Genomic DNA, 25,530 nt, shown 5'->3' with positions numbered 1-25,530 from the left:
TGTCTGCCGCATCCGATCAGATTATCCTTTCCGTCAAACGCAGTCACCCTTAATGATTTTACCTGAATCATGTCTATAAAACCAGCATTGCATAAAATGGATGGGTAAAAAAGCAGGAGATAATAGTCTGTATAGGGCAGGATAAAAGTTGTGGGCTTTCCGGCCGGAATTTTGACTTTCTCCGTAAGGTATCAGTAAAATGTAATAAAAAACAAACAATGATGATGGATGCATCTTGAAATGGGGAGTTTCTGCATGAAGCACGATATATTACAAGCAAATGTACTGGATTACGCGCTCACGAAATATTTAAAGAGCACGAAAAAGCTTGATGAGGCGACAATTCCGAAGAGTATAAACAATATCAGAGGATTTATTCTCAGGATTATTTACCGGCACGGCACGTGCACGATTAAAGATATATTGCAGGAAGTCACATTATCGCCTTCAGCCACGACAACCGCTCTGAATCATTTAGAAAAAGAGGGTTTCGTGGAAAGGTCGAGAAATAACGAAGACCGACGCACGGTATGGATGACGCTTTCCGAATCGGGAAAAATGGCGGCCATGCAAATGATTGAAAACCGGCAGATGCTCATTGACGAGCTGTTCGAAGCATTGACTGAAGAAGAAAAGAATACCTTTTTCAGCCTCGTTGAAAAAGTAATGAAATAAGCCGGCCTGACATAGCAGCGCCGGCCATTATCAAGGATTACTCCGTATCGCTGATCCGTTTGCCGGCGACGGCGTAATGATCCTTTCTCATTTCTTCAATCATGACAATGATCTTTTCTTCGGCTGCGCCTGTCGTTTCTTTTACGGCTTCTGTCACTTTTTCAACCAAATTCCGTTTTTGTTCATCTGTGCGGCCTTCAAGCATTTTAACGGTTACGAGCGGCATGGTGCTGATCCTCCTTTATCGTTTCCTCACTTTGGAAGAGAGGTCACTTATAGTATACTGAATGAAGGACAATCTTGCATTTTTTAAAAAAGGGGATTTTTACATTTGGACAGATTTTTATATTATCCGCTGGAGCTTATGCCCTATGTCGTGATTACGCTGATTGTGGCATTTACGATGCATGAACTGGCGCACGCGTATGTCGCGTATCGGTTCGGAGACGATACCGCGGCGAGGCAGGGCAGATTAACGCTCAATCCGATTAAACATCTTGATGTTTTCGGAACGATTCTAATTTTGGTCGCGGGTTTCGGCTGGGCCCGTCCGGTGCCGGTGAACCGCCGCGCCTTTAAAAGACCGCGGCTGGCGGGAGTGCTGGTTTCCGTCGCCGGGCCTGTAAGCAACCTGCTTCTTGCCTTTATCGGTTTCTTTTTGCTAGTGTTGATGCATGCTTACGGAATGGAGCTGCTTTCTGCATTCAGCATGGGGCTTGACCGCTTTTTCTCTATTTGGATTCAGCTGAATCTTGCGCTTTGTTTATTCAACCTGCTGCCGCTTCCTCCGCTTGACGGCTACCGGATTATTGAGGATCTCGTGCCGCCGGGGGTGCGCGCCAAAATGACTCAGTTTGAGAGCTACGGGATTATCGTGTTTCTCGTGCTGTTTGTGACACCGGTCGGCTCCTATGTCGTGTGGCCGCTGTTAAGCGAGGGGAGAGACTGGATTCTCAAGGTATTTGCCATTATATTTCAACCGCTTTTGTAGGAGGGTATTTTCATGGAAGAAAAAAAGAAGAAAACAATCGGATTTAATATTATTAAAAGTGATCCGACCGACGGACATGGCGGTTTTGGCGCCGGGGCGCTGAGCCTTGACAATATTTCTCCGGTATTTGTCGATGTGGAAGAGAAGGAAGCCTTCGTTGACATCGGTGCCATGCATGCCCGCAGTGTCGTTGAAAAAGGCATCAAATTCCTGCCGAACAAAGATGAAGTGCCGAACGGAAAACCGTACTGGCTCGTGTGGGTCACCATCGACAGAAAAGAAGAAGGCCCTTATTACGCGGGTGTGACGGCTTGTGAAATGACCGTGGACAGAAGTATCCGCAGAGGCTATAAGTCATTGCCGGAGCATGTGAATTTAATGGATAAATCAATGAAGCGCTGCATTATCGTGGACAAAATGGACGCCAGCTCAAAGCAGGTGCTTGCTGAATTTCTGCAGAAGCATGACCAAGGGCTCTGGGAACGTTCATCCGATGAATTGAAAACAGGACTGCTTCCGGAAGAAAAATAATTTGTGAACTTTTTGTGAACTTTATAAATATTTGCACTATTTTGCAATTGTACTGAGTAAACTGTTGATACAGAATCAGGACATGGAAAGTCCCGAGCCGAACCAAGACTCGGGGTTTTTCATGTTTACGCGGAGGTTTCATCATGTTCACCGTCTTTGAAATCGGGCCATGGGTCATTGAAGCAGATGCGGAGGAAACGAGAAAACAATATGAAAAATCATGGCCTGATCCCTGCGATTGCGGGAGCTGCCGGAACTTTTCCGAGGCGGTGAATCTCCTTCCCGCCGAGAAAACAAGATTGTTTACGCAGTTTGGGATTCGTCCGGCTGTCTGTCACGATTTGGGGGAGCATGGAAAGGAAAACGGCCTGCATCATTATGCGGGCAGCTATCCGATTGTCGGCAGGCTTAGGGAAGGCTGGCCGAATTTTCATATCGAGAGGGCGGGAGATATCCGCTTTTCGTTTTCATTGCCGAGTACAACATTTTTTATACCGAAGGGTTTTCCTGACCCTATTATCCATCTCGACTTTTCACTCTTGCTCCCATGGGTGCTTGAGGAAGACGCGGATTAAAGCCCGGCGCGCAATGCACCGGGCTCAGTCTTTTTTGCCGAGCCACTTATCCCACCACTTTTTGCGCGGAGCTTCTTTGCGGGCGGGGGCGTGTTCCTTTTCTTTTTTAGAAGGTTCCGGTCCGTAGCACACATCCGCGGGCTCAGTGCCTGCGATGAAATACGTATAATGCTTTGCGGCGCAGCCGGGTCCCGAAGTGTAGCCGGAAGCGGGATCGATATAGACGCCCGTGACGCCCTTCGGCGGTTTAAGCGCTATTTCCGGTTCTCCTTCGAGCGCCTTCTCCATAAAGTCCGCCCAAATCGTCTTCGCATAGCTTTTTTCCTCTACTGAATCAATCGTGCTGCTTTTGTCATAGCCTGTCCATACACCGGCGGCAAGAGCCGGGTTAAAGCCGATCATCCAGCTGTCTGCGCTCGTCGTGCCTGATTTACCGCCATAGGTTCGGGTCAGCCGGTCAGAAATGGTGCGTCCCGTGACGGAAGTATAGCCGTTTAAATCCTGATCAAACATGCCCGTCATCATGCTCGCCGTCACAAAAGCGGCTTTTTTATCAAGCGTCTGCTGATGTCCGCGCGGCTGTTCATACAAGATGTTGCCGGCGGTATCCGTCACTTTTGTGATAAAGGAAGGGGTGATTTGTTTTCCCCCGTTTGCGAGCATCGCGTAGGCATTAACCATCTCAATCGGGCGCACGGGTTCAGTTCCGAGCGCCAGAGACGGAAGAGGCTTTAAATGTTCGCTGATGCCGAATTCCTTTGCCGCCGACACGAGCTTATTCATGCCGAGAAAGAGATGGGTCTTCACGGCATAAATGTTGTCTGATAACGCAAGCGCCTGAAGCAGCGTAATCGGTTTATTGGCGTAGTAGCCGTTGTAATTGCTTGGAGAATAAGTATCTCCGTTGTCGTCAATCTGGAACTCTGTGGCTTCGCTTTTCATCAGCGTGACCGGTGTAAAGCCGCTTTGAATCGCTTTGTAGTACAAAAGCGGCTTGATCGTGGAAGCGGGCTGCCGTTTCGCCTGTGTCGCCCGGTCAAACGGGCTTTTTTCGTAGTCACGTCCGCCGAGAAGCGCAAGCACGCGCCCTGTTGCCGGATCAATCGCGGAAAAGCCGACCTGAATGTCAGAGCCGGTACGGATCGTATGTGCCACAGTGTTTTCCGCAATCCGCTGCATGCGCTTATCAAGCGTTGTATAAACACGCAATCCGCTCGTTGCGAGCTGTTCGCGCGTCATGCCGAGCTTTTTCTCGATTTCTTTCATCGCATCATCGTAAAAATAAGGCGCCGTTTTCGCCGCGGTTCTGTTTTTCAGCGGCTGATAGGCAAGCGGCGTTTTCTTAAGCCTTTCCGCCTTTTCTTTTGAGATCATTTTTTGGCCGATCATCATTCGGAGAATGGTTTCCTGGCGCTGTTTGGCCTTCTTTTCGCTGACATATGGCGAATAGCCGGACGGGCCTTTCGGTATGCCCGCCAAAAGCACGGCTTCCGCATCGTTCAGATCTTTGGCGTGTTTGCCGAAATACAGGCGCGAGGCAGCTTCAATTCCATATGCGCCGTGGCCGTAATATATCGTATTTACATAACCTTCTAAAATCTCGTTTTTAGAATAGTTCTGTTCAAGGCGGATCGTGTAAAAGGCTTCATTCCATTTACGTTTCCATGTCTTATCATGCTCAAGGTAGAGATTTCTCGCGTATTGCTGGGTGATGGTGCTTGCGCCCTGAACCTTGGCCATTGCCTTTATGTCAGCCAGCGCGGCGGCGGCCATCCGCCGGTAATCAAAACCGTGGTGATTGTAAAAGTTTTGATCCTCCACCGCAATCGCGGCCTGCACCGCTATCGGATTGATATCTTTTAACCGCACCCAGTAGCGCTTTTCCCCGAAATCGGTCTCACCTAGCTTTGAGCCGTCATTTGCATAAAGAATCGTAGACTGAGGAACCCGGACGGAGGGGGCCCCCTGCCATTTCGCTGCAAGAAGAACGGATGTGAAGCAGACGCCGGCCAGCATTCCGCCGATCAGTGTCAGAAAGATGCAGGCACGGATGATTTTGAACGTGACTCTGAGCTGTTTTCCAGATACTTTATCCACTTTTGGGAACCCCCTTTTTCATGATTCTATTATTATGTGAAAAAAGGGGGTTTTTTAAACATATCAAACCGGACACTTCTTTACTTTTTCCCCTCCATCCTCTATACTTTTTCCTTAGGTGAAAATGAGATTTTAACCGGAATAAAAGCGATACAGACGCTTACAATAAATGAAATAAGCCTTGAAAGGGAGATGACAATTGAGCGAGCTTTGGTATACGGAGAAGCAGACGAAGAATTTCGGCATTACATTAAAGGTGAAACAAACATTACATACGGAACAGACGGAATTTCAGCATCTGGAAATGGTGGAGACAGAAGAATTCGGCAACATGCTGTTCTTAGACGGAATGGTCATGACTTCTGAAAAAGACGAATTTGTCTATCATGAAATGGTTGCGCACGTCCCGTTATTTACGCACCCGAATCCGGAAAACGTCCTCGTTGTCGGCGGCGGAGACGGCGGTGTCATCAGAGAGATTCTGAAGCACCCAAGCGTAAAAAAAGCGACGCTTGTCGACATTGACGGCAAGGTTATTGAATACTCTAAAAAATTCCTTCCGTCCATTGCGGGCAAGCTTGATGATCCGCGCGTCGACGTGAGAGTCGATGACGGTTTCATGCACATCGCGAAATCAGAGAATGAGTATGACGTCATCATGGTTGATTCAACAGAACCGGTCGGACCGGCCGTCAATCTGTTCTCAAAAGGCTTCTATGCCGGAATTTCCAAGGCGTTAAAAGAAGACGGCATCTTCGTCGCGCAGACGGACAACCCGTGGTTTACACCGGAGCTGATTACAAACGTACAGCGTGACGTGAAAGAAATCTTCCCGATCACCCGCCTGTATACGGCTAATATCCCGACGTACCCAAGCGGCTTGTGGACATTTACGATCGGTTCTAAAAAGTACGATCCGCTTGAAGTGGAGGACAGCCGTTTCTTTGACATCGACACGAAATATTACACGAAAGAGCTTCACAAAGCGGCATTTGTTCTTCCGAAATTTGTGAGCGACTTAATCAAATAAAAACGTACGGCGCAGGAGCGAATCTTGCGCTTTTTTACAGGAAAGCGAGGGTTTTATCATGAGGTTTGATGAAGCATATTCAGGAAAAGTATTTATCGCAAGCCGCCCCGACTGGAAAGAGGCGGACGCCATCCTTTACGGCATGCCGATGGATTGGACGGTCAGCTACCGTCCGGGTTCGCGTTTCGGCCCGGGGAGAATCCGCGAGGTGTCTATCGGTCTTGAAGAATACAGCCCGTATCTCGACCGTGACTTGGCTGATTTGAATTTCTTTGACGCCGGCGACATTCCGCTTCCGTTCGGCAATCCGCAAAGAAGCCTTGATATGATTGAAGAATACGTGGACAGCATTTTAGAAAAAGGAAAGTTCCCGCTCGGCATGGGAGGGGAGCACCTTGTATCATGGCCTGTCATAAAAGCCATGTATAAGAAGTTTCCGGACCTTGCCATCATTCATTTTGACGCGCACACCGACCTGCGCACGGATTATGAAGGCGAACCGCTTTCCCACTCTACTCCGATCCGCAAAGCGGCCGAGCTCATCGGGCCGCAAAACGTATTTTCATTCGGCATCCGTTCCGGAATGAAGGAAGAATTTGAATGGGCGAAAGAAAACGGCATGCACATTTCTAAGTTTGAAGTGCTTGAGCCGCTGAAAAAAGTGCTGCCGCAGCTTGCGGGACGCCCTGTTTATGTCACCATCGATATCGACGTTCTTGATCCCGCTCATGCGCCGGGAACGGGCACGGTTGACGCAGGAGGCATCACGTCTAAAGAATTGCTCGCGTCCATCCATGAAATCGCGCGCTCGGAAGTCAACGTAAAAGGCGCTGACCTCGTAGAAGTCGCGCCGGTCTATGACCACTCAGAACAAACCGCAAACACGGCAAGCAAGATGATTCGTGAAATGCTGCTTGGGTTTGTGAAATAAAAGAAAATCCCCCGCTTGAAACATGCGGGGGATTTTTATATTGTATATAAACTACTTAGAAGTTAGTAAAAGCAACATATTATTTTACCATTAACAATTGATGTTATTGATAAAAATTATATAATAGGGTATTATTTAGTAAATACATCTTTAGAAAGGAAGTTAGAATGAAAACAGCAGTAGAAAATGAATTGGAATTAAAAAAGATTGAAATTTCAGTAATTAAGCTGATAATTGCTGAAAAACCTAATAAAGAGATCGCTAAGTCATTAAACTACTCGCAGCGTAATGTCGAATATATCATAGCCGGTCTCTGTAAAAAGTGGAATGTGAGTACTAGAGTCGGTATTGTTTCGGAAGCATATAAAAGGAATTGTATACAGTGAACGAAATGAAAGAAAAACCCCTATTGAGGGGGTTTATTTATATATGCTAAAAAAACATTCTATACAGGAATGCCGTAAAAATAAAAACTGAGATTGTCAGGTAGTTCAAATTTGTTCTCCATTTCAGAAGAATAAACAAAAGAAATAAATATGCAATATTGAACAAATCAAAGATAGAAAAAATCAAATGATTACTTGTGAAAAATAAACTAGTGTTTGGATGTTCCGCGAAAATGTTTTTGAATGATATAAGAAAAAACTTAATTGCGACCGGGATGTTAGAAAACATAAATAGGGAATAAAAGGTTTTAATCTTAATTTGAGCGCCAAGAAAATTTATAATGAGAAATAATACAAATCCTTCAAAAATCACCCCGAACATTAAAAGAAACAGTGCGGCTATCGCAATGATATAATCTAAATGTTTTACTTGCTCAACAACTTGTATAGGGATGTTTTTGGGAATTAAACTTTTCATAAAAGGCAATAGGGAACTTAAATAAAAAGCTAACCCGATAATATAAAACAAAAACGAGGACAAAAAATTAATGTTTCGGTCCTTAAATGAAGATAATTCAATTTGCATAATCCTAAGAGACTCCTTTTATAAAGATAGGTGTAAGAAATGTTTCTAACATAGCTGCTATCATTAAACCGAGAAATATAATACCAATATATTTAAAAGTGAATTTTAAATTTATTTTGAGGAGTAATAAATCCAAAGTTAATTTCATTCCTACAGAAGCTGCAAGAAGCAATACCGGGACTTCAATTATTCCATGGGGTATAACAAGCAGTAAAAGGTTTAAATTGTCTTTGATGTTTCCTATGGCATTTCCTAAAATTAATCCATTAATAATTAAAACTGCAATCGTGCCAAGTGACAGCGTCAACGGGCCTAAAAAAACAAGCAGACTCGCTACTTTAATATTATTAAAGAAAATCTGAAAAAAATCCGGACGGATATTTCGATTTAGATTATTTACATTTGAAGCGGGATCTGTATAAAAATATGCTGTAAATAAAGCAATTAAAAATAAGATCAGACAGAGTATGTACAATTTGACTAAAACGTTCTTTTTAAACAAAGTATTTTCATCCATTCGTTTAAGGGACTGCCAGGGATATTGAATTTAATGTTTTATATTAAGCTGCTGCTGTACTTGCTGCAGCCAATTGTTCTAAAACGGCTAATGGCAAGCCTGCACCAAGAGATCCTAAAACAGTAATGATAGCCAGGACTGAACCCGTTGCAGTGATAGCACTGACAATCCAACTAGGAGCTATTATTCCAGCTCTGTTTAAAATATCGATGACATCCATGCTTAAATGATTATGTTTTATACTGAAAAGAGCGAGAACAATGATTCCTGATGCTACTAATGTAAAAATCGCTTTACTATTTTGTGTTTTTAAAAGTAGACTCATTTTTTCCTCCAATTTTTTCAATATCCCCAGCAAGTTAAATAATAAAATATATTGGAAGCTATTTGAATTGCGGATTTCCGAAAAAATATTTAAGAGGTGAAATCCGTTAAGGTATCTGCTGGCTTATTTTAGTACAAAGAAAGCCGGACCATATGTATGATCCGGCTTTCTTTGTACTGAAACATTTATACTTTTTTTTCAAGAATAATATCAAAATAATCGGCTGCCCCATAACCTGAAATAGGAGGAGCAAATATTTGAACCAGCTTCCATCCTTGCTGAGAATACTTTTCAATAATTTCTTTATAGTCTTCTTTAGGCTTTCCTTTCCATCGGTTTACTTCTACTTTTATGAACTTATATTCGTACATTGCTGTATAATCCTCCGGAAGTGTATTGGAATTGTTACCTTGTTTTTCGATTATGATAAACTTGAATCCATAAATAGAGCGCGCAGCCTATTAAAAGTATTGGAAATTGCCATCCTGTATTTCCGTTTTTAAAATAATCTATTAATGACCATATCAGTAAAGCGACAGTATAAAAACTAAATGCTATTCTGGCGGCTATACCCGATTGGTGTTTTTGCATCTCATCCATTTTCTTCATAAGAACCGCTCCCTTACTTTTTTTTGGCGTTATAGTTGAATACTTTATCTATTCCCGTATTTAATGCGTGAGCTATCGAAAAAGCCAGACTTAAAGTCGGGTCATATTTATTATTTTCAATTGCATTGATGGTTTGCCTGGTCACATTGCAGAGCTTAGCCAGATCATTTTGTGAAATATCAGCTGCTGTTCTAAGTTTTTTAATATTGTTATCCACTAAAACCCTCCTTAAATATTTTTGTTTTTATTTTAAATTTTCAAATTTATATATATTTATTTTAAATAATATATGTATATGTGTCAAATACTTTTTACACATTTGAATTTTAAGGTATACTTTTTGTTTTTGCAAATTAGTTGTTTATATAAAAAACGGCTTGCAGTTTAACCTGCAAGCCTAAAAGTAATCATCATTTAAATCATTCCGCGCTGAGCAACTTCAAATTGATGTTTCGGTGCACTTGCGATTTCGGCTGAAACAAAAACAGTGCTTATTGCCAAGCAAGTAAGTGCTAATTTATACTTCAATTTCATACAACTTCACACCTCCTTGAATCTGCTGTCTTGTTTCTTCCACCTTTAAAAAATATGCGGAAGCCTTCTCGAAATTTTCTCTTTCATGATAATATTTTGCCACATCTAAGGCAAAATCTTCAAGATCAGCATACATCGATTTATCTCTGAGAAAGTCAAAACATTCCATGATTGCTTCTTCATCAGGCTCACCGACATATAAAGATTCTAAAAATTCATACTCGGCGATATATAGGGAATCTTCTGCCTCCTCTGCATAAGATACCCCTTTGTCATGATATTGTCTGGCTATGGCCATATTTCCGATTTTATAATGTATTTGTGTGATTAAGAAATAGGCTTGCGGGAGAGAAGTGATGATGTTCCCATCTTCAAAAACAGCTATTGCCCGTTTTATGTAATCAATGGCTGGTTTGTAATTTTCTTGGCTGTTAAAACAAAGTCCGATATTATATAGAGTCCGGCCCATTAATTGTGGCTGCTGTTCTGCCTCTGCCATGGCATAAGCCTTTTTAAAATGCTGAATTGCTTCATCATATTGCTTTAAGTCAAGAAAGTTGGTAGCGAACAATGAATGGCACTGAAGCACCCTTATATTATATGCCTCCTGCTTATGATAAATTTTATAAGCCTGCCGGGCATAATCCATAGAAAAATAAGTCTGTTTCATATAATAGTAGGACTCTGACATCTTAAAATAAAATTCAGCTTTCTCGATACAATCTTTGACAAAATCAAGCTTATATTCAGCTTTCTTAAAAAACTGAATCGCTGAAAGATATTCACGGCATTCCAGCTCATACATCCCCCGGAAAAAATTAAAATAATAATCAAGACGTCCGGTCAGCAGGGCCTGCTTTTTATCAATATCCGCGAGCAGATCCGATAGTCTAGGCTGTTCTTCTATCCGCTGCGATTCCAGCGGTTCGAGGTATTCGAGCATCAGATTGTGGCGGAATTCCATGAGAGAATAGTATAGATGAAGATCCTGATCATCTTCCAGACCTGCAAGTTCTTCTTTGATTTCTCTCCGCAAGTACTCGGCGTCCGGGATGCTGAACCTTCGAATGTACATATACCATTCGTTGATTTTTTCTCCAACCGCTGAAGATGATAAAACACTCGCCACTATTCCGAATCCCTCCCTTCCACGTTATGTATATGACATATTTTATCATTTTCATTCGGAAGGATAGCGCAAAAATACCGCAATGTTTTCTTTCGTTAAAACCGCATGTCTGCGGATATCATTTCAAAAATCCACTATTATCCCCACAATTTGTACAAGCAAACAAATCCACCTTCCCATATTCTGTTGTATCTGCGTGAGCAGTGTATGTCTGAAAAGGAAGTGAAGATATGAGAAATAACAAGCTTTCCTTTAAAGAAAAAGCAGGAGCCGCACAAGAAGAATGTTTATGTTTTTGCGAGGAAGAAGCAAGCCGTGAAGCGATGTTTCAAGCGCCGATTGAATTGCCTGAGGGGTTTGTCGTTGATCCGGCTGAAGCTGTTGCAAACGTGACGTGGAATGCAGACAGCCTTTCTTGTGTCATTGAACGCTGTTTCATTGAGACGGGGCCAGAGCCTGATGAAATCGGTGTTCAATTCGCAGTGCGCCTGCAGGGAACTGTTACGCTTCTCGTCAGTGTCTCACCAGTGCGAAATCAATATGGACAAGGGAACGGGTCTGTTTCTGTCATCCGCAATGCAGAGATTGACCAAGTCGTCTATTATTCCGATGAGCCTGATGATTGCCCGGATGTCAGTGACATTACGATCGAGAACCTTATTGTCGTTCCGCCATTCTATGGCAGTCCTTTATCGGTGACGGGCACGATTGTGTTTGTTCCTGAGCCGGAACCCGTTTATGCGTTTACAGCGAATCCAAATGATCAATCAGTTTCTGTGATTGATACAAACACTCATACTGTTGTGACAACGATTGCTCTACCGTACCGGCCGACAGGTATTGAAATAACTCCGGATAAAAGTGCTGTGTTTGTTTTGCACTTCAACAATAATGTGATTTCTGTCATCGATTATGACACTTTAACAGTGACAGCATCCATACTGCTGGATCAGCCGCCTGGATCGGTAAAATGCATCCCAAATCATGAGTTTGCTTATGTTCTCGGCGATACTGCGATTTATGTGATTGGAATTGATACGTTAACTGTGGATAGGTCGATTCCTGTGGAAGGATTTGATTTTGCAATTGATCCCAATGGGTTATTCGCCTATGTTCTTGATTTTGGTTTAGTGCAAAAAGTGGACCTATTCACCGGTGAAGTCACAGGAACGATTGAACGAGAGCTTATCGTATCATCCATAGAAACAAATTGGCCGGAGCGGTATGCGTATGTCTTAGAACAAGAATTCTTATTCAATTATTTGACGGTTATTGACTTAAATACGTTTACGATCAGCATTACCCAAGACCTGGAGCCTGATGGCCAATATGTAATGTTTACGAGTGGATCAGAGGTGTATTTACATGACAGCTTCACTGGCAATTTATATGCTGTCAGTCCGAATGGTGCAGGCGTTATAGGAAATGTTCCGCAATCGGCAAGAGACTTTGCGTTTACTCCGAATGGCGAATTTCTGTATGCTGCTCATTTTTTAGAGCAGAACATCACTGTTTACAACACGGATGATTATTCTGTGGAAACTGTGATATCTCTTGGGGTTTCACCGGGAGATATTGTGATTTAACCAACTGCATGCTGTACATTTCTAAAAGGACGTGAATTCATGAAAAAGAATGATCTGTCTGCTTTACAGGAAAATTGTTTCTGTTTTTGTGATGAGGAAATTAGCAGAGAAGCGCCGTTTCAAGTGCCGATTGACATTCCCGAGGGGTTCACCATTGATTCTGCCGAAGCAGCTGCGACGGTTACATGGAGTACTGATCATTTATTATGTATCAGTGAGCCTTGCTTAATCCAGACTGGGCCGGAACCAGAAGATATCGGTGTTCGATATGCCGTGAGAGTAAAAGGGACCGTTACGCTTCTTGTCAGTGTGTCGCCTGTACGAAATCAATATGGACAAGGGGACGGGTCTGTTTCTGTGATTCATACTGAAGAGATTGATCAAGTTGTTTATTATGCAGCGCAGTCTGGCCGCTGTCCTGATTTCAGTCAAATAACGGTGGAAGATCTTCTCATTGTACCGCCTTTCTACGGCAGTCCGCTTACGGTGACCGGGACACTTGTTTTACCGCCACCGCCAGACCCTCAATCGTATGTGTTTACAGCCAATTCAGGAGACAGCACGGTTTCGGTTATTGATTCAGATTTAAACACTGTTGTAAAAACAATCCCTTTTTCTGACGTGCCAACTAATTTAGGCGTTACTTTCGATAAAGCTTTCACGTATGTCCTCCATGGGAATACCAACCTTGTCTCAGTGCTAGATAATAAAACATTAACCATCATAAATACCATCACTGTTGGAGGAGGGCCGAGAAAGGTTGAATTTGATTCAACAGATGAGTTCGCGTACGTGATGGCCGCCGGATCTATATATATGATCAACATGGCCTCTCAATCGGTCGTTGATGTCATTCCGATACCCGGCGCTTTAGACTTTGCTCTTGATCCGAATGGACAGTATGTCTATACCGCTAATGGAAGCAGTTGGTCGGTTGATAAATATGATGTAAATACTGGGCAGTTGGTAGAAAGTATCATAGATACATTTGAATTTCCCAGTTTAATTGCCACTCCTTACGCTGGAAATTTTGCGTATGTGTTGAATGGTGAGCTGCTGCCGAAAGGTGTAACGGAGATTAGTTTGTCACCATTAAGCAGGGGAGGCGACTTCAACCGTTTATTTGAAACGCTGAGGACGATTGTATTTTCTCGCGATAGCACTAGGGCTTATTTTCTAGAGCCATATAGTGAACCGTTTCTCATTAATAACTTATACGTAGTTAATACGGCTGGACAGAGGATCATTGCAAACGTGTCTCTGCCCGGCGCCTTTGACCTCGCCGTAACACCTGATAATCAGGGCATTTATGCAGCACAGCCCGGCGACAATACCGTAACCGTGTACCGCACGAGTGATTATACAGCCATGACGGTGATTCCGGTTGGGACTGGTCCGTCAGCGATTGCGATGTAGCTTATTTCACAGGTTGAGAGAAGCAGAGCTGCGATAAAAAAATCGTTTAAAATAAATGAGCCGATCTGCTGGATGGCAGCCAGGATGATTAAAAACAGCAGTTCACTTATGGTGAAACTGAGCATCCGCCAAACCCCGGCTCCTGTCAGCGCTCCCGCATGCCCTTTTTTGAACAGGCTGACATGTTGGAAAAGCTGCAGCAAGTACGTCCGCATAAAATACAATAAATACAAAATCAGTAACACCGCGAGTCCCATTGATACGGCAAGGGGCGTGTGAAAGCGGAAAGGGACGGCTTTGACGATTTCGAACACGCAGCCGAATATGATGACTTGGCATAATACAGCAGCCATCACGGGTGTTTGGCGGACGTTTTTATAGCTGTCACGCAGCGCTTTGACATCGTTGGCATTTCTGCTGCACAATCTATGTTGCCGGAAGTCGCAGCAGCTTCGATGAGACTGTGTGAGTTTCTGAAAAGCTGCTGTCATGTTTTTTACGGATTGGGTGACATAGTGATATGGTTTTCTCTTCTCATAAGGAACTGCTTTTTATGAGGTTTATCTTCAAATCTAATGAGCAATGATGGTAAGATAGAAGCAGTTGAAGTTTACAAGCTGAATGATTATACTATTCAAGTCAAAGTGGAATGATGAAAAGGACGTGTCAAAATGAAGCAAGAGACACCGATAACACTCCATGTGAAGTCTGTGATCGAGGATGACGGAAATGATGAAGTCATCGAATTCCGTACTACCGGATTTTACTATGTAAAACAACAAAAAGTGTATCTATCTTATTATGAAGAACACGACCTAGGCAAAGTAAAAACGATTGTGAAGGTGAGCGAAGGCGAAGTCCTGATCATGAGGTCAGGCGCTGTTAAAATGAATCAGCGTTTCATAACGGGAGCTTCCACAATTGCGAAATATAAAATGTCATTTGGTGAGCTTGAGCTGGAAACAAGCACAAAATCGATTCAATCTGATCTCGGTGAAGAAAAAGGCCGAATCAGCATCGCATATGACATGCATGTCGGAGACGGGCAGCAGCATTTACATAATATGACGATCACGTATGAGGGAGGAACTCACGCATGAACATTGCGGAACAAATGAAGGACGTGCTGAAGGAAGAAATCAAAGCGGCCGTTCTGAAAGCGGGCCTGGCGGACGAAAGCCAGATTCCAAGCGTACTGTTAGAAACGCCGAAAGAAAAAACACACGGTGATTATTCCACAAACATGGCGATGCAGCTGGCGAGAATCGCAAAAAAAGCGCCGCGCCAAATCGCTGAGGAGATCGTGGCGTCATTTGATAAAGGCAAAGCTTCCATTGAAAAGATGGATATTGCGGGACCTGGCTTTATCAACTTTTACATGAACAACAGCTACTTAACAAAACTGATTCCGTCCGTGCTTGAAGCGGGTGAACATTACGGAGAGACAAACATCGGACAAGGCGAAAAGATTCAGGTCGAATTCGTATCAGCCAACCCGACGGGAGATCTTCACTTAGGCCATGCGCGCGGCGCGGCGGTAGGTGACGCGCTGTGCAGCGTTCTTTCTAAAGCGGGCTATGATGTGAGCCGCGAGTACTATATTAATGATGCGGGCAACCAGATTAACAACCTGGCGCTTTCCGTTGAAGTCCGTTATTTTGAAGCGCTCGGTCTTGAGAAACCGATGCCGGAAGACGGCTACCGCGGCGAGGATATTATCGCCATCGGGAAAAAGCTTGCCGAAGATTTCGGCGACCGTTTCGTACATGAAGAGGAGAGCGAACGTCAGGCGTTTTTCCGTGAATACGGCTTAAAGTACGAGCTTGATAAACTTCGCTCCGACCTGGAAAATTTCCGCGTGCCGTTTGACGTATGGTATTCTGAAACGTCACTGTACGAAAACGGAAAAATTGATCAGGCGCTTGAGGCGCTTCGCGAAAAGGGCCATGTATACGAAGAGGACGGCGCGACATGGTTCCGCTCCACAACGTTCGGCGACGATAAAGACCGTGTGCTGATCAAAAAAGACGGCTCATATACTTATTTGCTGCCGGATATCGCATACCATAAAGACAAACTTGACCGCGGATTCGACAAGCTCATCAATGTATGGGGCGCGGATCACCACGGGTATATTCCGCGTATGAAAGCGGCAATTGAAGCGCTCGGTTACAAGAAAGGCACATTGGAAGTTGAGATCATTCAGCTCGTTCATTTATACAAAAACGGCGAAAAAATGAAGATGAGCAAACGTACGGGGAAAGCCGTAACGATGCGCGACTTGATTGAAGAAGTCGGCTTGGATGCCGTGCGTTATTTCTTCGCGATGCGCAGCGCTGATACGCACATGGATTTTGACTTGGATCTTGCCGTATCCACATCTAACGAAAACCCTGTGTATTATGCACAATACGCACATGCACGTATTTGCAGCATGCTTCGCCAAGGGGAGGAGCAGGGACTTAAACCGGCGGCAGATCTTGATTTCAGCCATATTCAATCAGAAAAAGAATATGACCTGCTGAAAACGATCGGCGGCTTCCCTGAGGCAGTGGCAGAAGCGGCGGAAAAACGCATTCCTCACCGTGTCACAAACTATATTTATGATCTGGCTTCCGCTCTGCACAGCTTCTACAATGCGGAGAAAGTCATCGATCCGGAAAATAAAGAGAAGAGCCGCGCGCGTCTCGCTTTAATGAAGGCGACGCAAATTACGCTGAACAATGCGCTTCAGCTGATCGGCGTATCCGCTCCGGAAAAAATGTAATGATGATCAAAGGACAAAGTCTTCGGGCTTTGTTCTTTTTTTGTATATAAAGCGTGTGATGTAATTCACAATCCCGCACACTGAGTTTTTGTATGATAAGACTGATATTGAATCAGTGAAAGGGGCAAGCCGAATGATCAATCGTCAACATATTCAATTATCGTTGCAGTCATTAAGCTTAGTGGCAGGGTTTATGGTGTGGGTGCTGATTTCATCGCTCATTTCTCAAATGACATCAGATATTCATTTAAGCAAAGGCGAAATTTCATTGGTGACGGCGATTCCCGTTATTCTCGGATCGCTTCTCCGTATTCCTTTAGGATATTTAACGAACAGGTACGGGGCGCGGCTGATGTTTATGATCAGCTTCATCCTGCTTTTGTTTCCTGTATTTTGGATCAGTATCGCGGATTCTTTATTTGATTTAATCGCGGGCGGCTTTTTCTTAGGGATCGGGGGAGCGGTATTCTCCATCGGAGTGACGTCCCTCCCGAAATATTATCCGAAAGAAAAGCACGGAGTCGTCAATGGGATTTACGGTGCCGGAAACATCGGGACCGCCGTTACTACCTTTGCGGCGCCGGTTATCGCTCAAGCCGCGGGATGGAAAGCAACCGTGCAGATGTATCTTGTTTTGCTGGCTGTTTTCGCATTACTGCACGTTTTGTTCGGCGACCGGCATGAGAAGAAAGTCAAAGTTTCCATAAAGACACAAATGAAAGCCGTTTACCGAAATCATGTGCTGTGGATGTTGAGCCTGTTTTATTTTATTACGTTCGGCGCCTTTGTCGCCTTTACCATCTATCTTCCGAATTTTTTGGTTGAGCATTTTGGGCTGAGCCCTGCGGACGCCGGTCTGCGGACGGCCGGCTTTATTGCGGTCTCTACGCTGCTCAGGCCTGTGGGAGGGTTTCTTGCAGATAAACTGAGCCCGCTCCGCATTCTGATGTTCGTTTTCGCAGGGCTTACGCTGTCAGGGGTCATGCTGTCATTCTCCCCGACGATCGGCCTTTATGCGTTCGGATCGCTGACGGTGGCAGTCTGCTCAGGGATTGGAAACGGGACGGTATTTAAACTGGTGCCTTTCTATTTTTCGAAGCAAGCGGGGATTGCCAACGGTATTGTGTCTGCCATGGGCGGACTGGGCGGTTTTTTCCCTCCGCTGATTCTGGCAAGTGTATTTCAGGCAACAGGCCAATACGCGATCGGGTTTATGGCGCTTTCAGAGGTCGCGTTAGCCAGCTTTGTTCTTGTGATCTGGATGTATTGGCAGGAAAGAATGAAAACACATACGGAGAGAAACAGTCAGAGCCTCAATTCATAATGATCCATTCACAAGATTGTTAGTTTTTTCTGGGTGAGTGCAAATCAAGTCACGTTACAATATACATACGCAACGTGACTTTCTTCGAGGTGAGCTCATGAATATTCTCTCTGTCCGAAAATCTGATAAAGAACTTCTTTCCCGCGAACTGCATGAATTGCTGGAATCGATCAGTACGAAAAGGAAAATGAAAAAACACACTTATTTGTTTCAAGAAGGAATGGATGCAAAAGAGCTTTATCTGATTCAATCAGGACTCATTGAAATCGGCAAGCTGACGTCTGACGGAAAAGACCTGACGCTTAGAATCTGCCAAAAAAACGATATTGTCGGGGAATTGACGCTATTCACAGATGAGCCGAGATATATGCTCAGTGCGAAAGTGTTAGAGGATGGCGAGGTGCTCGTCATTAATAAAAACAAGCTGGAAAAGGAATTGATCCAAAACGGTGTTTTGACGTTTGAATTTATGAAATGGATGAGCACCCATCTTCGAAAAATCCAGTCCAAGATCAGGGACCTGCTTCTTCACGGCAAAAAGGGGGCGCTCTATTCCACCCTTATCCGCTTATCAAACAGCTACGGGGTGGAACGAAGCGACGGGATTCTGATTAACATTGTGCTGACAAATCAGGATTTGGCCAAGTTTTGCGCGGCGGCAAGGGAGAGCGTCAACCGCATGCTGGGAGACCTCCGCAAACAAGGGGTTATTTCGATAGACGAAACCGGAAAAATTATTTTGCACAAGCGGGACTATTTACGATGCGAGATCGAGTGTGAAAATTGTCCGCTTGAGATCTGCAATATTGACTGAAAAAAACAAGGGCAGCCGGTGTCCTTGTTTTTCAGCTTGTGATACATATACACATGACGGCGAAAAAGAAGCCGGCATTTACGATTTCCAGAATGCCGATCGTTTTCACCGGCCAGTCTCTTCCGTGAAAAAACCAGGCCCGCAGACTGCTTGGGATAAAAGCGAGAAACGCCCAGCCTGCCCCGAGAAGAGCCGATAAAAAGGGGAGGAAGAGGTGATATCCCCACGACCAGTATGCAAAGGTTCTGTTTTTTCTCTCCCGTATGACCGATTTCACATAAAAAGAACTCCCGACAAAAAATAAAGCGGATTGCAAGAATAGAAACCAGGCCCAGCCGTCAAGGATTCCCGTTCCCAGCCAGCAGCTCGCAAGCCCGCCTGAACAAAAGAACAGAACACCCGCAATATCATTCGTGAGCGCCCGTTCGTTTTTTCGGCGGGCATAATGCGTATGTATGAGAAACAGCGGCAATAAAAAAACGCCGATCCAGACGAGCTGCGGCTTATGATAGACAGAAATGATCAAAAAGCAGCAGGCCGGAAAACCGTAATACCATATCCACTTTTGATAGGGCTGAAGCTGTTTCTTTTTCAAAGCGAGCGAAACGGGATAAACCGTCAAGTAAAGGAACAGCCAGCCCAGAAAGAGCGGAATATGCCAGAAAACCGGGCCTCCCTTGACCATGCCGAGTAAAAATGGAATCAGCAGCATCGCCCATGCGCCGTGCTGCTTCGGAATCATCGCCTTCATCGAAACCCTCCTTTTTATTTCATTATAAGTACATACACTCTCCTGATAAGTGACTTTTATCATACAAGCTGTGAAATACATCACTGCCGTGCAGGCTCAATCGGGCTACACTAAAGCTATCCTTAGCACAGGAGGCTTTCCTATGAATCAGTGTGACTATTTATTATTTCTGAAACAACTTCCTATGTTTAATGAAGTGCCTCTGTCCATTGTCGAAACCTTGCTGAAAAACGGGACGTTTATCCGCGGCTCATCTGACCAATCTCCATCCTTTCTTCACTCACAATCCGTTTATATTGTATTAAAAGGCAATATCCGTTTTACGGACAGCAGGCTCCCTGAAGGGTCGCAAACCGTTGCGCTGTGGGAAAAAGGCGATGTGTTTCCGATTGATGAAAAAGGCGGGCTCTCTTTATCGCCTTTTATCTCAGTCAATGCCTCACCGGATATTCTGGTACTCCATATTCCATATTCCGTATTTAAGCAAATGATGTCTTACCATCCGCGGCTGCAAATGAACTTTTTGGCGATGCTTCAGCAAAATGTCTTCTGTTCCTATCAGTTGTTTTTGCGGTATCTGCATACATCACGGGATGAAAACGCCGAACCCGGTTCTTAAACAGAACCGGTTTTTTTGATGACGCCGGGCGTCCCCATATCGTTTGAAAATCCTTCCTGCTGCTCTGTGTGAACGTTTTGTGAAAAAAGCAGAGTGTGTGACATAGTTCACAAGGTGATGCGCCGTCTCTGTTTATAGTGTACATAGCATTACCTGACTCGGAAGGAGTGAACGATCATGAAGAAAAAGAAAATGAGTCCGTTGCTCAGGAGATTAAACTATTTTTCTCCTATCGAACATCATTCAAATAACCATAGCCAAACGACAAGCGAAGATCGTGATTGGGAGAATGTATACAGAAACAGATGGCAGTACGACAAAGTCGTTCGCTCCACCCACGGCGTCAACTGCACGGGTTCTTGCAGCTGGAATATTTATGTGAAAAACGGAATTGTCACGTGGGAAGGACAAAACTTGAATTATCCATCAACAGGCCCGGATATGCCTGATTTCGAACCGAGAGGCTGCCCGCGGGGGGCCAGTTTTTCTTGGTACATCTACAGCCCGCTCCGTGTGAAATATCCATATCTGCGAGGTGTGCTGATCAATTTGTGGCGGGAAGCATTGCAGACGCATCAAAATCCGCTGGATGCCTGGAAATCGATCGTTGAAAACCCTGAAAAAGCGAAGTCCTATAAACAGGCAAGAGGGAAAGGCGGCTTTGTCCGCGCGGAATGGCCGGAGGTGCTGAAGCTGATTTCAGCCTCTCTGCTGTATACAGTGATGAAATACGGGCCTGACCGGAATGTCGGTTTTTCTCCGATCCCGGCGATGTCCATGATCAGCCACGCATCAGGTTCGCGATTCATGTCGTTAATCGGCGGCCCAATGCTCAGTTTCTATGACTGGTATGCGGATCTTCCGCCGGCGTCCCCGCAAATTTGGGGCGACCAGACGGACGTTCCGGAGAGCAGTGATTGGTACAATTCAGGCTATATCATCACATGGGGCTCCAACGTTCCGTTAACGAGAACGCCTGATGCGCATTTTCTGGCGGAAGCCCGCTATAAAGGCGCTAAAGTCATTTCGATCAGTCCCGATTTTGCCGAATCCTCAAAGTTCGCAGATGACTGGCTGAGTATCCGCCAGGGGACTGACGGGGCGCTTGCGATGGCGATGGGTCACGTCATTTTGCAGGAATTTTACGTGAACCAAGAAACTGAACGTTTTATTGAGTACGCGAAGCAATACACCGATTTTCCATTCTTCGTCACTCTTTCAAAAGAGAACGGCGTGTATACAGCGGGACGGTTTCTGCATGCAAAAGACATCGGGCGGCAGACAAAAAATGATCAGTGGAAGCCGGCGGTCTGGAATGAACAGACAGGTGCGTTTGCCATACCGCAAGGCACAATGGGCTCCCGCTGGGACGGGCAGCAGAAATGGAATCTGCACATGATCGACGAAGACACCGGGGAACAGATTGAGCCCCGTCTCTCAGTGCTCGGAATAGAGGACGAAATCGGCTCAGTGCGCATTCCGTATTTTTCAGATGACGGAAACAAAGTGCTTGAGCGGGATCTTCCTATTAAAAAACTGGACCTGAACGGTGAAGAGACGTACGTCACGACCGTGTTTGACTTGATATTGGCCAACTACGGCGTGAACCGGGGCATCGGCGGACAATCAGCCGCATCCTATGATGATCCCCGTCCGTTCACACCTGCCTGGCAGGAACAGATCACGGGAATTAAAAGAGAAGCCGTTATACAGATTGCCAGGGAGTTTGCCCAAAATGCAATTGATACAGACGGCAGATCCATGATTATCGTAGGGGCGGGGATCAACCACTGGTTCAACTCCGACACGATTTACCGTGCGGTGTTAAATCTTGTTTTACTCGTAGGCGCCCAAGGCGTAAACGGCGGAGGCTGGGCCCATTACGTGGGGCAGGAAAAGCTCCGTCCGGCTGAAGGGTGGCAGACGATTGCCACCGCAAAGGACTGGGAAGGCGTGCCTAAACTGCAAAACGGCACCTCATTTTTTTACTTTGCGACAGACCAGTGGCGTTATGAAGACCAGCCGATCAGTGACTTGGCTTCACCGATCGCCGCGTCATCCCGCTACAAGCATCACGCCGATTACAATGTGCTGGCGGCGCGATTAGGGTGGCTTCCGTCTTACCCGACATTCAATCAAAACGGCATTGATCTGTACAAAGAAGCTGAGAAAGCGGGGGCGGCGACACCTGAAGACGTAGGTGCGTACGTGGCCTCACGGCTTCAAGAAAAAAAACTGAAATTCGCGATTGAAGACCCTGACAATGAAGTGAATTTCCCAAGAAATCTCTTCGTATGGCGGGCAAATCTGATCTCAAGCTCAGGGAAAGGGCATGAATATTTTCTCAAGCATCTGCTGGGGACGACGAACGGTCTGATGAATGACGACAGCGACAGCATCCGCCCTGAAGAAATCAAATGGCGGGAGCAGGCGCCGGAAGGCAAGCTCGACTTGTTAATCAATCTTGATTTTCGAATGGCGGGTACGGCGCTGTATTCCGATATCGTGCTGCCGGCGGCGACATGGTATGAAAAACACGATCTCAGCAGCACGGATATGCATCCGTTTATTCATCCATTTGCTCCGGCCATCTCGGCGCCGTGGGAATCGAAGTCAGACTGGGATATTTTTAAGGCGCTGTCAAAAGCCGTTTCCGATCTGGCGGAAGAAGTCGATATGGAGCCGGTGAAAGAGGTAGTCGCAACGCCGCTCCTCCACGACACGATGCAGGAATTGGCCCAGCCGTTCGGCAAAATCAATGACTGGAGCAAGGGTGAATGTGAAGCCATTCCGGGAAAAACGATGCCGAACATCCATGTCGTTGAACGGGATTACAAACACATTTTTCATAAAATGACCGCGCTTGGCCCTAATACGGCTTTAAAACCGAGCGGAACAAAAGGGATGAGCTGGTCGATTGCGGATGAATATGAATCACTCAAACAGAGACTGGGAGAAACCGATTCAAACAGCGTTGCCAAAGGATGCCCGAATATAAGTGAAGCGAAGCAGGCGGCGGAAGCGATTTTAACCCTGTCGTCCACCTCAAATGGAAAAGTCGCCGTGAAAGCATGGGAATCACTTGAAAACATTACCAATCTGGAGCTGAAAGACCTGGCGGAAGAGCGCGAGGAAGAATGCTTTACGTTCGAGCAAATTACAGCCCAGCCGAAAACGGTCATCACCTCTCCGGCCTTTACCGGTTCAGAAAAAGGAGGGCGCAGGTACTCGCCGTTTACGACGAATGTGGAAAAATTAATTCCGTGGCGGACGCTGACAGGCAGACAATCCTATTATGTCGATCATGAACTGATGATGGAATTCGGTGAAACGATGGCGACATTTAAACCGATCCTCCAGCACCGTCCGTTCCTAAGCAAGCGGCCTGATCAAGAGGGCAAAGAAATCGTTCTTAATTATTTGACGCCGCATAATAAATGGTCCGTCCACAGCATGTATTTTGATTCTCTGCCGATGCTGACGCTGTTCCGCGGCGGGCCGACTGTGTGGATGAATAAAGATGATGCTGCGGATACGGATATCAAAGACAACGATTGGATTGAATGCTTCAACCGAAACGGCGTTGTCGTCGCGAGAGCGGTTTTGTCTCACCGGATTCCTAAAGGAATGGCGTTTATGCACCATGCCCAGGACCGCCACATCAATGTGCCCGGCACAAAACTGACGAATAACCGCGGAGGCACCCATAACAGCCCGACAAGGATTCACGTCAAGCCGACCCAGATGATCGGGGGCTATGCACAGCTGAGTTACGGCTTTAACTATTACGGTCCGACGGGAAATCAGCGCGATCTGAATGTCGTCATCCGCAAGCTGAAGGAGGTTGATTGGCTTGAAGATTAAAGCGCAAATCGGGATGGTCATGAACTTGGATAAATGCATCGGCTGCCACACGTGCAGCGTCACCTGCAAAAACACGTGGACAAACCGTTCCGGTGCGGAATATATGTACTTCAATAATGTAGAAACAAAGCCGGGCATCGGCTACCCGAAGCAATGGGAGGACCAGGACAAATATAAAGGCGGCTGGACGTTGAAAAAAGGAAAGCTTGAACTGAAATCAGGCCCGAAAACGAATCGGCTCGCAGGCCTTTTCTATAACCCGAACCAGCCGACGATTGATGACTACTATGAACCTTGGAACTATGATTATGAAACATTAACAAACAGCCCGCAGAAAAAACACCAGCCGGTGGCACGGCCGAAATCGTCCTTGACGGGGGATTTTATGAATATCGAATGGGGTCCGAACTGGGAGGATGATCTCGCGGGCGGCCATATTACAGGGCTTGAAGATCCAAACGTTCAAAAAATGGAGGAATCGATCAAAACAGAATTCGATGAAGTCTTTATGATGTATCTGCCGCGTATTTGCGAGCACTGCATTAATCCGGCGTGCGTCTCATCCTGTCCGTCCGGCGCCATGTACAAACGTGAGGAGGACGGCATTGTGCTTGTGGACCAAAATGCATGCCGTTCATGGAGATATTGCGTCTCATCCTGTCCTTATAAAAAAGTCTATTTTAACTGGCAGACGAACAAAGCGGAAAAATGCACACTCTGCTTTCCGCGCTTGGAGGCGGGGCTGCCGACCATCTGCTCCGAAACGTGTGTCGGCAGAATCCGCTATCTCGGCGTCATGCTGTATGACGCGGACAAAGTGGAGGAAGCGGCATCGGTTGAAAATGAAAAGGATCTCTACCATTCCCAACTGGACGTTTTTCTTGATCCGAATGATCCTGAGGTTGCCAAACTGGCAAAAGAACAAGGCATTCCGGCTGAATGGATAGAGGCTGCGCAGCAATCACCGATCTATAAAATGATCATTGACTGGAAGATTGCGCTGCCGCTTCATCCAGAGTACCGTACGCTGCCGATGGTGTGGTACATTCCGCCGCTCAGTCCGATTATGAATCTCTTTGAAGGAAAAGGCAGCCGGCAAACGGCGGAAGCGATTTTTCCGGCTATCGACCAAATGAGAATTCCGATTGACTATTTGGCGCAGTTATTAACGGCCGGTGATACGGATCATATTCGATCCACGTTAAAGAAAATGTCTGTCATGCGCCAGTATATGAGAGCGGTGCAGACGAATAAATCCATCGACCCGGCATTGGTCTCCAGTGTCGGCTTAACAGAACAGCAAATTGAAGACATGTATCGGCTGCTGGCAATCGCCAAATATGATGACCGTTTTGTGATCCCGAGCAGCCATCGAGAAGAAGTGTCAGATTTATATGCTGAACAAGGGAGCTGCGGCTTATCATTTTCAGGCGGCCCGGGCTCTTGTTTCTAATTTTTCATAAATGAGGTGTA

At 45.5% G+C, this 25,530-nt stretch carries 26 protein-coding genes and 1 pseudogene; 16 read left to right on the top strand and 11 right to left on the bottom strand.

Annotated features, from left to right (window positions below):
• Positions 1 to 255: 255 nt before the first annotated feature.
• Positions 256 to 675 carry a MarR family winged helix-turn-helix transcriptional regulator gene (locus ACKTRM_RS17670; protein WP_012118692.1) on the top strand — a complete coding sequence of 140 codons (420 nt, stop codon included), beginning with the start codon at positions 256 to 258 and terminating at the stop codon, positions 673 to 675.
• A 37-nt stretch (positions 676 to 712) separates the two neighbouring features.
• Here ACKTRM_RS17670 and ACKTRM_RS17665 read toward each other — a convergent pair whose 3' ends face one another.
• Positions 713 to 901, bottom strand: coding sequence for a 2-hydroxymuconate tautomerase (locus ACKTRM_RS17665; protein WP_003151042.1), 189 nt, complete (start codon positions 899 to 901; stop codon positions 713 to 715).
• Between the two features lie 105 nt (positions 902 to 1,006).
• Between ACKTRM_RS17665 and ACKTRM_RS17660 the strand changes: the two genes are divergently transcribed.
• From ACKTRM_RS17660 to ACKTRM_RS17650, 3 genes are all read left to right on the top strand, one after another.
• The gene (locus ACKTRM_RS17660; RefSeq protein WP_012118691.1) at positions 1,007 to 1,666 is read left to right on the top strand and encodes a site-2 protease family protein; all 660 of its coding nucleotides are present in this window, start codon (positions 1,007 to 1,009) and stop codon (positions 1,664 to 1,666) included.
• 12 nt (positions 1,667 to 1,678) lie between these two features.
• The gene (locus ACKTRM_RS17655) at positions 1,679 to 2,197 is read left to right on the top strand and encodes a YwhD family protein (protein WP_007407649.1); all 519 of its coding nucleotides are present in this window, start codon (positions 1,679 to 1,681) and stop codon (positions 2,195 to 2,197) included.
• 143 nt (positions 2,198 to 2,340) lie between these two features.
• On the top strand, positions 2,341 to 2,772 hold the full coding sequence (locus ACKTRM_RS17650) for a hypothetical protein (protein WP_012118690.1): 432 nt from the start codon (positions 2,341 to 2,343) through the stop codon (positions 2,770 to 2,772).
• A 24-nt stretch (positions 2,773 to 2,796) separates the two neighbouring features.
• On the opposite strand, the gene ACKTRM_RS17645 is transcribed toward ACKTRM_RS17650, so the two are convergent.
• Positions 2,797 to 4,869, bottom strand: a complete 2,073-nt coding sequence (locus ACKTRM_RS17645; RefSeq protein WP_012118689.1) for a transglycosylase domain-containing protein — start codon at positions 4,867 to 4,869, stop codon at positions 2,797 to 2,799.
• Positions 4,870 to 5,068: 199 nt separating this feature from the next.
• Between ACKTRM_RS17645 and speE the strand changes: the two genes are divergently transcribed.
• The 3 genes from speE to ACKTRM_RS17630 all read left to right on the top strand — a co-directional run bounded on the left by speE (position 5,069) and on the right by ACKTRM_RS17630 (position 7,216).
• On the top strand, positions 5,069 to 5,899 hold the full coding sequence (gene speE, locus ACKTRM_RS17640) for a spermidine synthase (RefSeq protein ID WP_003151052.1): 831 nt from the start codon (positions 5,069 to 5,071) through the stop codon (positions 5,897 to 5,899).
• 58 nt (positions 5,900 to 5,957) lie between these two features.
• On the top strand, positions 5,958 to 6,830 hold the full coding sequence (gene speB, locus ACKTRM_RS17635) for an agmatinase (RefSeq protein WP_007614448.1): 873 nt from the start codon (positions 5,958 to 5,960) through the stop codon (positions 6,828 to 6,830).
• Positions 6,831 to 6,997: 167 nt separating this feature from the next.
• The gene (locus ACKTRM_RS17630) at positions 6,998 to 7,216 is read left to right on the top strand and encodes a helix-turn-helix transcriptional regulator (protein WP_003151056.1); all 219 of its coding nucleotides are present in this window, start codon (positions 6,998 to 7,000) and stop codon (positions 7,214 to 7,216) included.
• 590 nt (positions 7,217 to 7,806) lie between these two features.
• Here ACKTRM_RS17630 and ACKTRM_RS17625 read toward each other — a convergent pair.
• The 7 genes from ACKTRM_RS17625 to ACKTRM_RS17595 form a co-directional block, all read right to left on the bottom strand.
• The gene (locus ACKTRM_RS17625; protein WP_023357177.1) at positions 7,807 to 8,319 is read right to left on the bottom strand and encodes a stage II sporulation protein M; all 513 of its coding nucleotides are present in this window, start codon (positions 8,317 to 8,319) and stop codon (positions 7,807 to 7,809) included.
• A 43-nt stretch (positions 8,320 to 8,362) separates the two neighbouring features.
• Positions 8,363 to 8,644 carry a hypothetical protein gene (locus tag ACKTRM_RS17620; RefSeq protein ID WP_007407643.1) on the bottom strand — a complete coding sequence of 94 codons (282 nt, stop codon included), beginning with the start codon at positions 8,642 to 8,644 and terminating at the stop codon, positions 8,363 to 8,365.
• A gap of 185 nt (positions 8,645 to 8,829) precedes the next feature.
• Entirely contained in the window at positions 8,830 to 9,015 is a 186-nt protein-coding gene (locus ACKTRM_RS17615; protein ID WP_007407642.1) for a DUF4177 domain-containing protein, read from the bottom strand.
• Between the two features lie 34 nt (positions 9,016 to 9,049).
• Positions 9,050 to 9,253: a hypothetical protein gene (locus tag ACKTRM_RS17610; RefSeq protein ID WP_007407641.1), complete on the bottom strand. Its 204-nt coding sequence runs from the start codon at positions 9,251 to 9,253 to the stop codon at positions 9,050 to 9,052.
• A 13-nt stretch (positions 9,254 to 9,266) separates the two neighbouring features.
• A complete protein-coding gene (locus tag ACKTRM_RS17605) occupies positions 9,267 to 9,470 on the bottom strand; it encodes a helix-turn-helix transcriptional regulator (protein WP_007407640.1) in 204 nt (67 codons plus the stop codon).
• Between the two features lie 197 nt (positions 9,471 to 9,667).
• Positions 9,668 to 9,787, bottom strand: a complete 120-nt coding sequence (locus tag ACKTRM_RS17600; RefSeq protein WP_007407639.1) for a PhrC/PhrF family phosphatase-inhibitory pheromone — start codon at positions 9,785 to 9,787, stop codon at positions 9,668 to 9,670.
• Positions 9,771 to 10,916, bottom strand: coding sequence for a tetratricopeptide repeat protein (locus tag ACKTRM_RS17595; RefSeq protein WP_012118686.1), 1,146 nt, complete (start codon positions 10,914 to 10,916; stop codon positions 9,771 to 9,773). The genes ACKTRM_RS17600 and ACKTRM_RS17595 overlap by 17 nt, the downstream gene beginning before the upstream one ends.
• A gap of 230 nt (positions 10,917 to 11,146) precedes the next feature.
• On the opposite strand from ACKTRM_RS17595, the gene ACKTRM_RS17590 reads away from it, so the two are divergent.
• A complete protein-coding gene (locus ACKTRM_RS17590; protein WP_012118685.1) occupies positions 11,147 to 12,502 on the top strand; it encodes a YncE family protein in 1,356 nt (451 codons plus the stop codon).
• A gap of 39 nt (positions 12,503 to 12,541) precedes the next feature.
• Positions 12,542 to 13,918, top strand: coding sequence for a YncE family protein (locus tag ACKTRM_RS17585; protein ID WP_012118684.1), 1,377 nt, complete (start codon positions 12,542 to 12,544; stop codon positions 13,916 to 13,918).
• A 6-nt stretch (positions 13,919 to 13,924) separates the two neighbouring features.
• Here the strand turns inward: ACKTRM_RS17585 and ACKTRM_RS17580 are convergent.
• Positions 13,925 to 14,436: pseudogene (locus ACKTRM_RS17580) on the bottom strand (bacteriocin biosynthesis protein AlbG); the annotation flags it as partial.
• A gap of 153 nt (positions 14,437 to 14,589) precedes the next feature.
• Here ACKTRM_RS17580 and ACKTRM_RS17575 point away from each other — a divergent pair.
• From ACKTRM_RS17575 to ACKTRM_RS17560, 4 genes are all read left to right on the top strand, one after another.
• The gene (locus ACKTRM_RS17575; RefSeq protein ID WP_007407634.1) at positions 14,590 to 15,018 is read left to right on the top strand and encodes a DUF1934 domain-containing protein; all 429 of its coding nucleotides are present in this window, start codon (positions 14,590 to 14,592) and stop codon (positions 15,016 to 15,018) included.
• Positions 15,015 to 16,685 (top strand): arginine--tRNA ligase, encoded by a 1,671-nt coding sequence (gene argS / locus ACKTRM_RS17570; RefSeq protein ID WP_007407633.1) that lies wholly within the window; start codon positions 15,015 to 15,017, stop codon positions 16,683 to 16,685. Before ACKTRM_RS17575 ends, argS begins: the two co-directional genes overlap by 4 nt.
• 133 nt (positions 16,686 to 16,818) lie before the next feature.
• Positions 16,819 to 18,009, top strand: a complete 1,191-nt coding sequence (gene narK, locus ACKTRM_RS17565) for a nitrate transporter NarK (protein ID WP_007407632.1) — start codon at positions 16,819 to 16,821, stop codon at positions 18,007 to 18,009.
• Positions 18,010 to 18,106: 97 nt separating this feature from the next.
• Complete coding sequence (locus ACKTRM_RS17560; protein WP_007407631.1) at positions 18,107 to 18,823, top strand: Crp/Fnr family transcriptional regulator; 717 nt, start codon at positions 18,107 to 18,109, stop codon at positions 18,821 to 18,823.
• Between the two features lie 31 nt (positions 18,824 to 18,854).
• Here ACKTRM_RS17560 and ACKTRM_RS17555 read toward each other — a convergent pair whose 3' ends face one another.
• The gene (locus ACKTRM_RS17555) at positions 18,855 to 19,574 is read right to left on the bottom strand and encodes a YwiC-like family protein (RefSeq protein WP_012118682.1); all 720 of its coding nucleotides are present in this window, start codon (positions 19,572 to 19,574) and stop codon (positions 18,855 to 18,857) included.
• Positions 19,575 to 19,716: 142 nt separating this feature from the next.
• Between ACKTRM_RS17555 and ACKTRM_RS17550 the strand changes: the two genes are divergently transcribed.
• The 3 genes from ACKTRM_RS17550 (at position 19,717) to narH (ending at position 25,510) form a co-directional block, all read left to right on the top strand.
• Positions 19,717 to 20,193: a Crp/Fnr family transcriptional regulator gene (locus tag ACKTRM_RS17550; RefSeq protein ID WP_007407629.1), complete on the top strand. Its 477-nt coding sequence runs from the start codon at positions 19,717 to 19,719 to the stop codon at positions 20,191 to 20,193.
• Positions 20,194 to 20,370: 177 nt separating this feature from the next.
• The gene (locus ACKTRM_RS17545) at positions 20,371 to 24,057 is read left to right on the top strand and encodes a nitrate reductase subunit alpha (protein ID WP_012118681.1); all 3,687 of its coding nucleotides are present in this window, start codon (positions 20,371 to 20,373) and stop codon (positions 24,055 to 24,057) included.
• The gene (narH, locus tag ACKTRM_RS17540) at positions 24,047 to 25,510 is read left to right on the top strand and encodes a nitrate reductase subunit beta (RefSeq protein WP_015240770.1); all 1,464 of its coding nucleotides are present in this window, start codon (positions 24,047 to 24,049) and stop codon (positions 25,508 to 25,510) included. Before ACKTRM_RS17545 ends, narH begins: the two co-directional genes overlap by 11 nt.
• Positions 25,511 to 25,530 lie beyond the last annotated feature (20 nt).

This window comes from Bacillus sp. D7-8 (assembly GCF_052055895.1).
GTDB classification, from domain to species: Bacteria; Bacillota; Bacilli; order Bacillales; family Bacillaceae; genus Bacillus; species Bacillus velezensis.
Note: the sequence above shows the minus strand (reverse complement) of the source record. Positions and strands in the feature narration are given on the sequence as shown.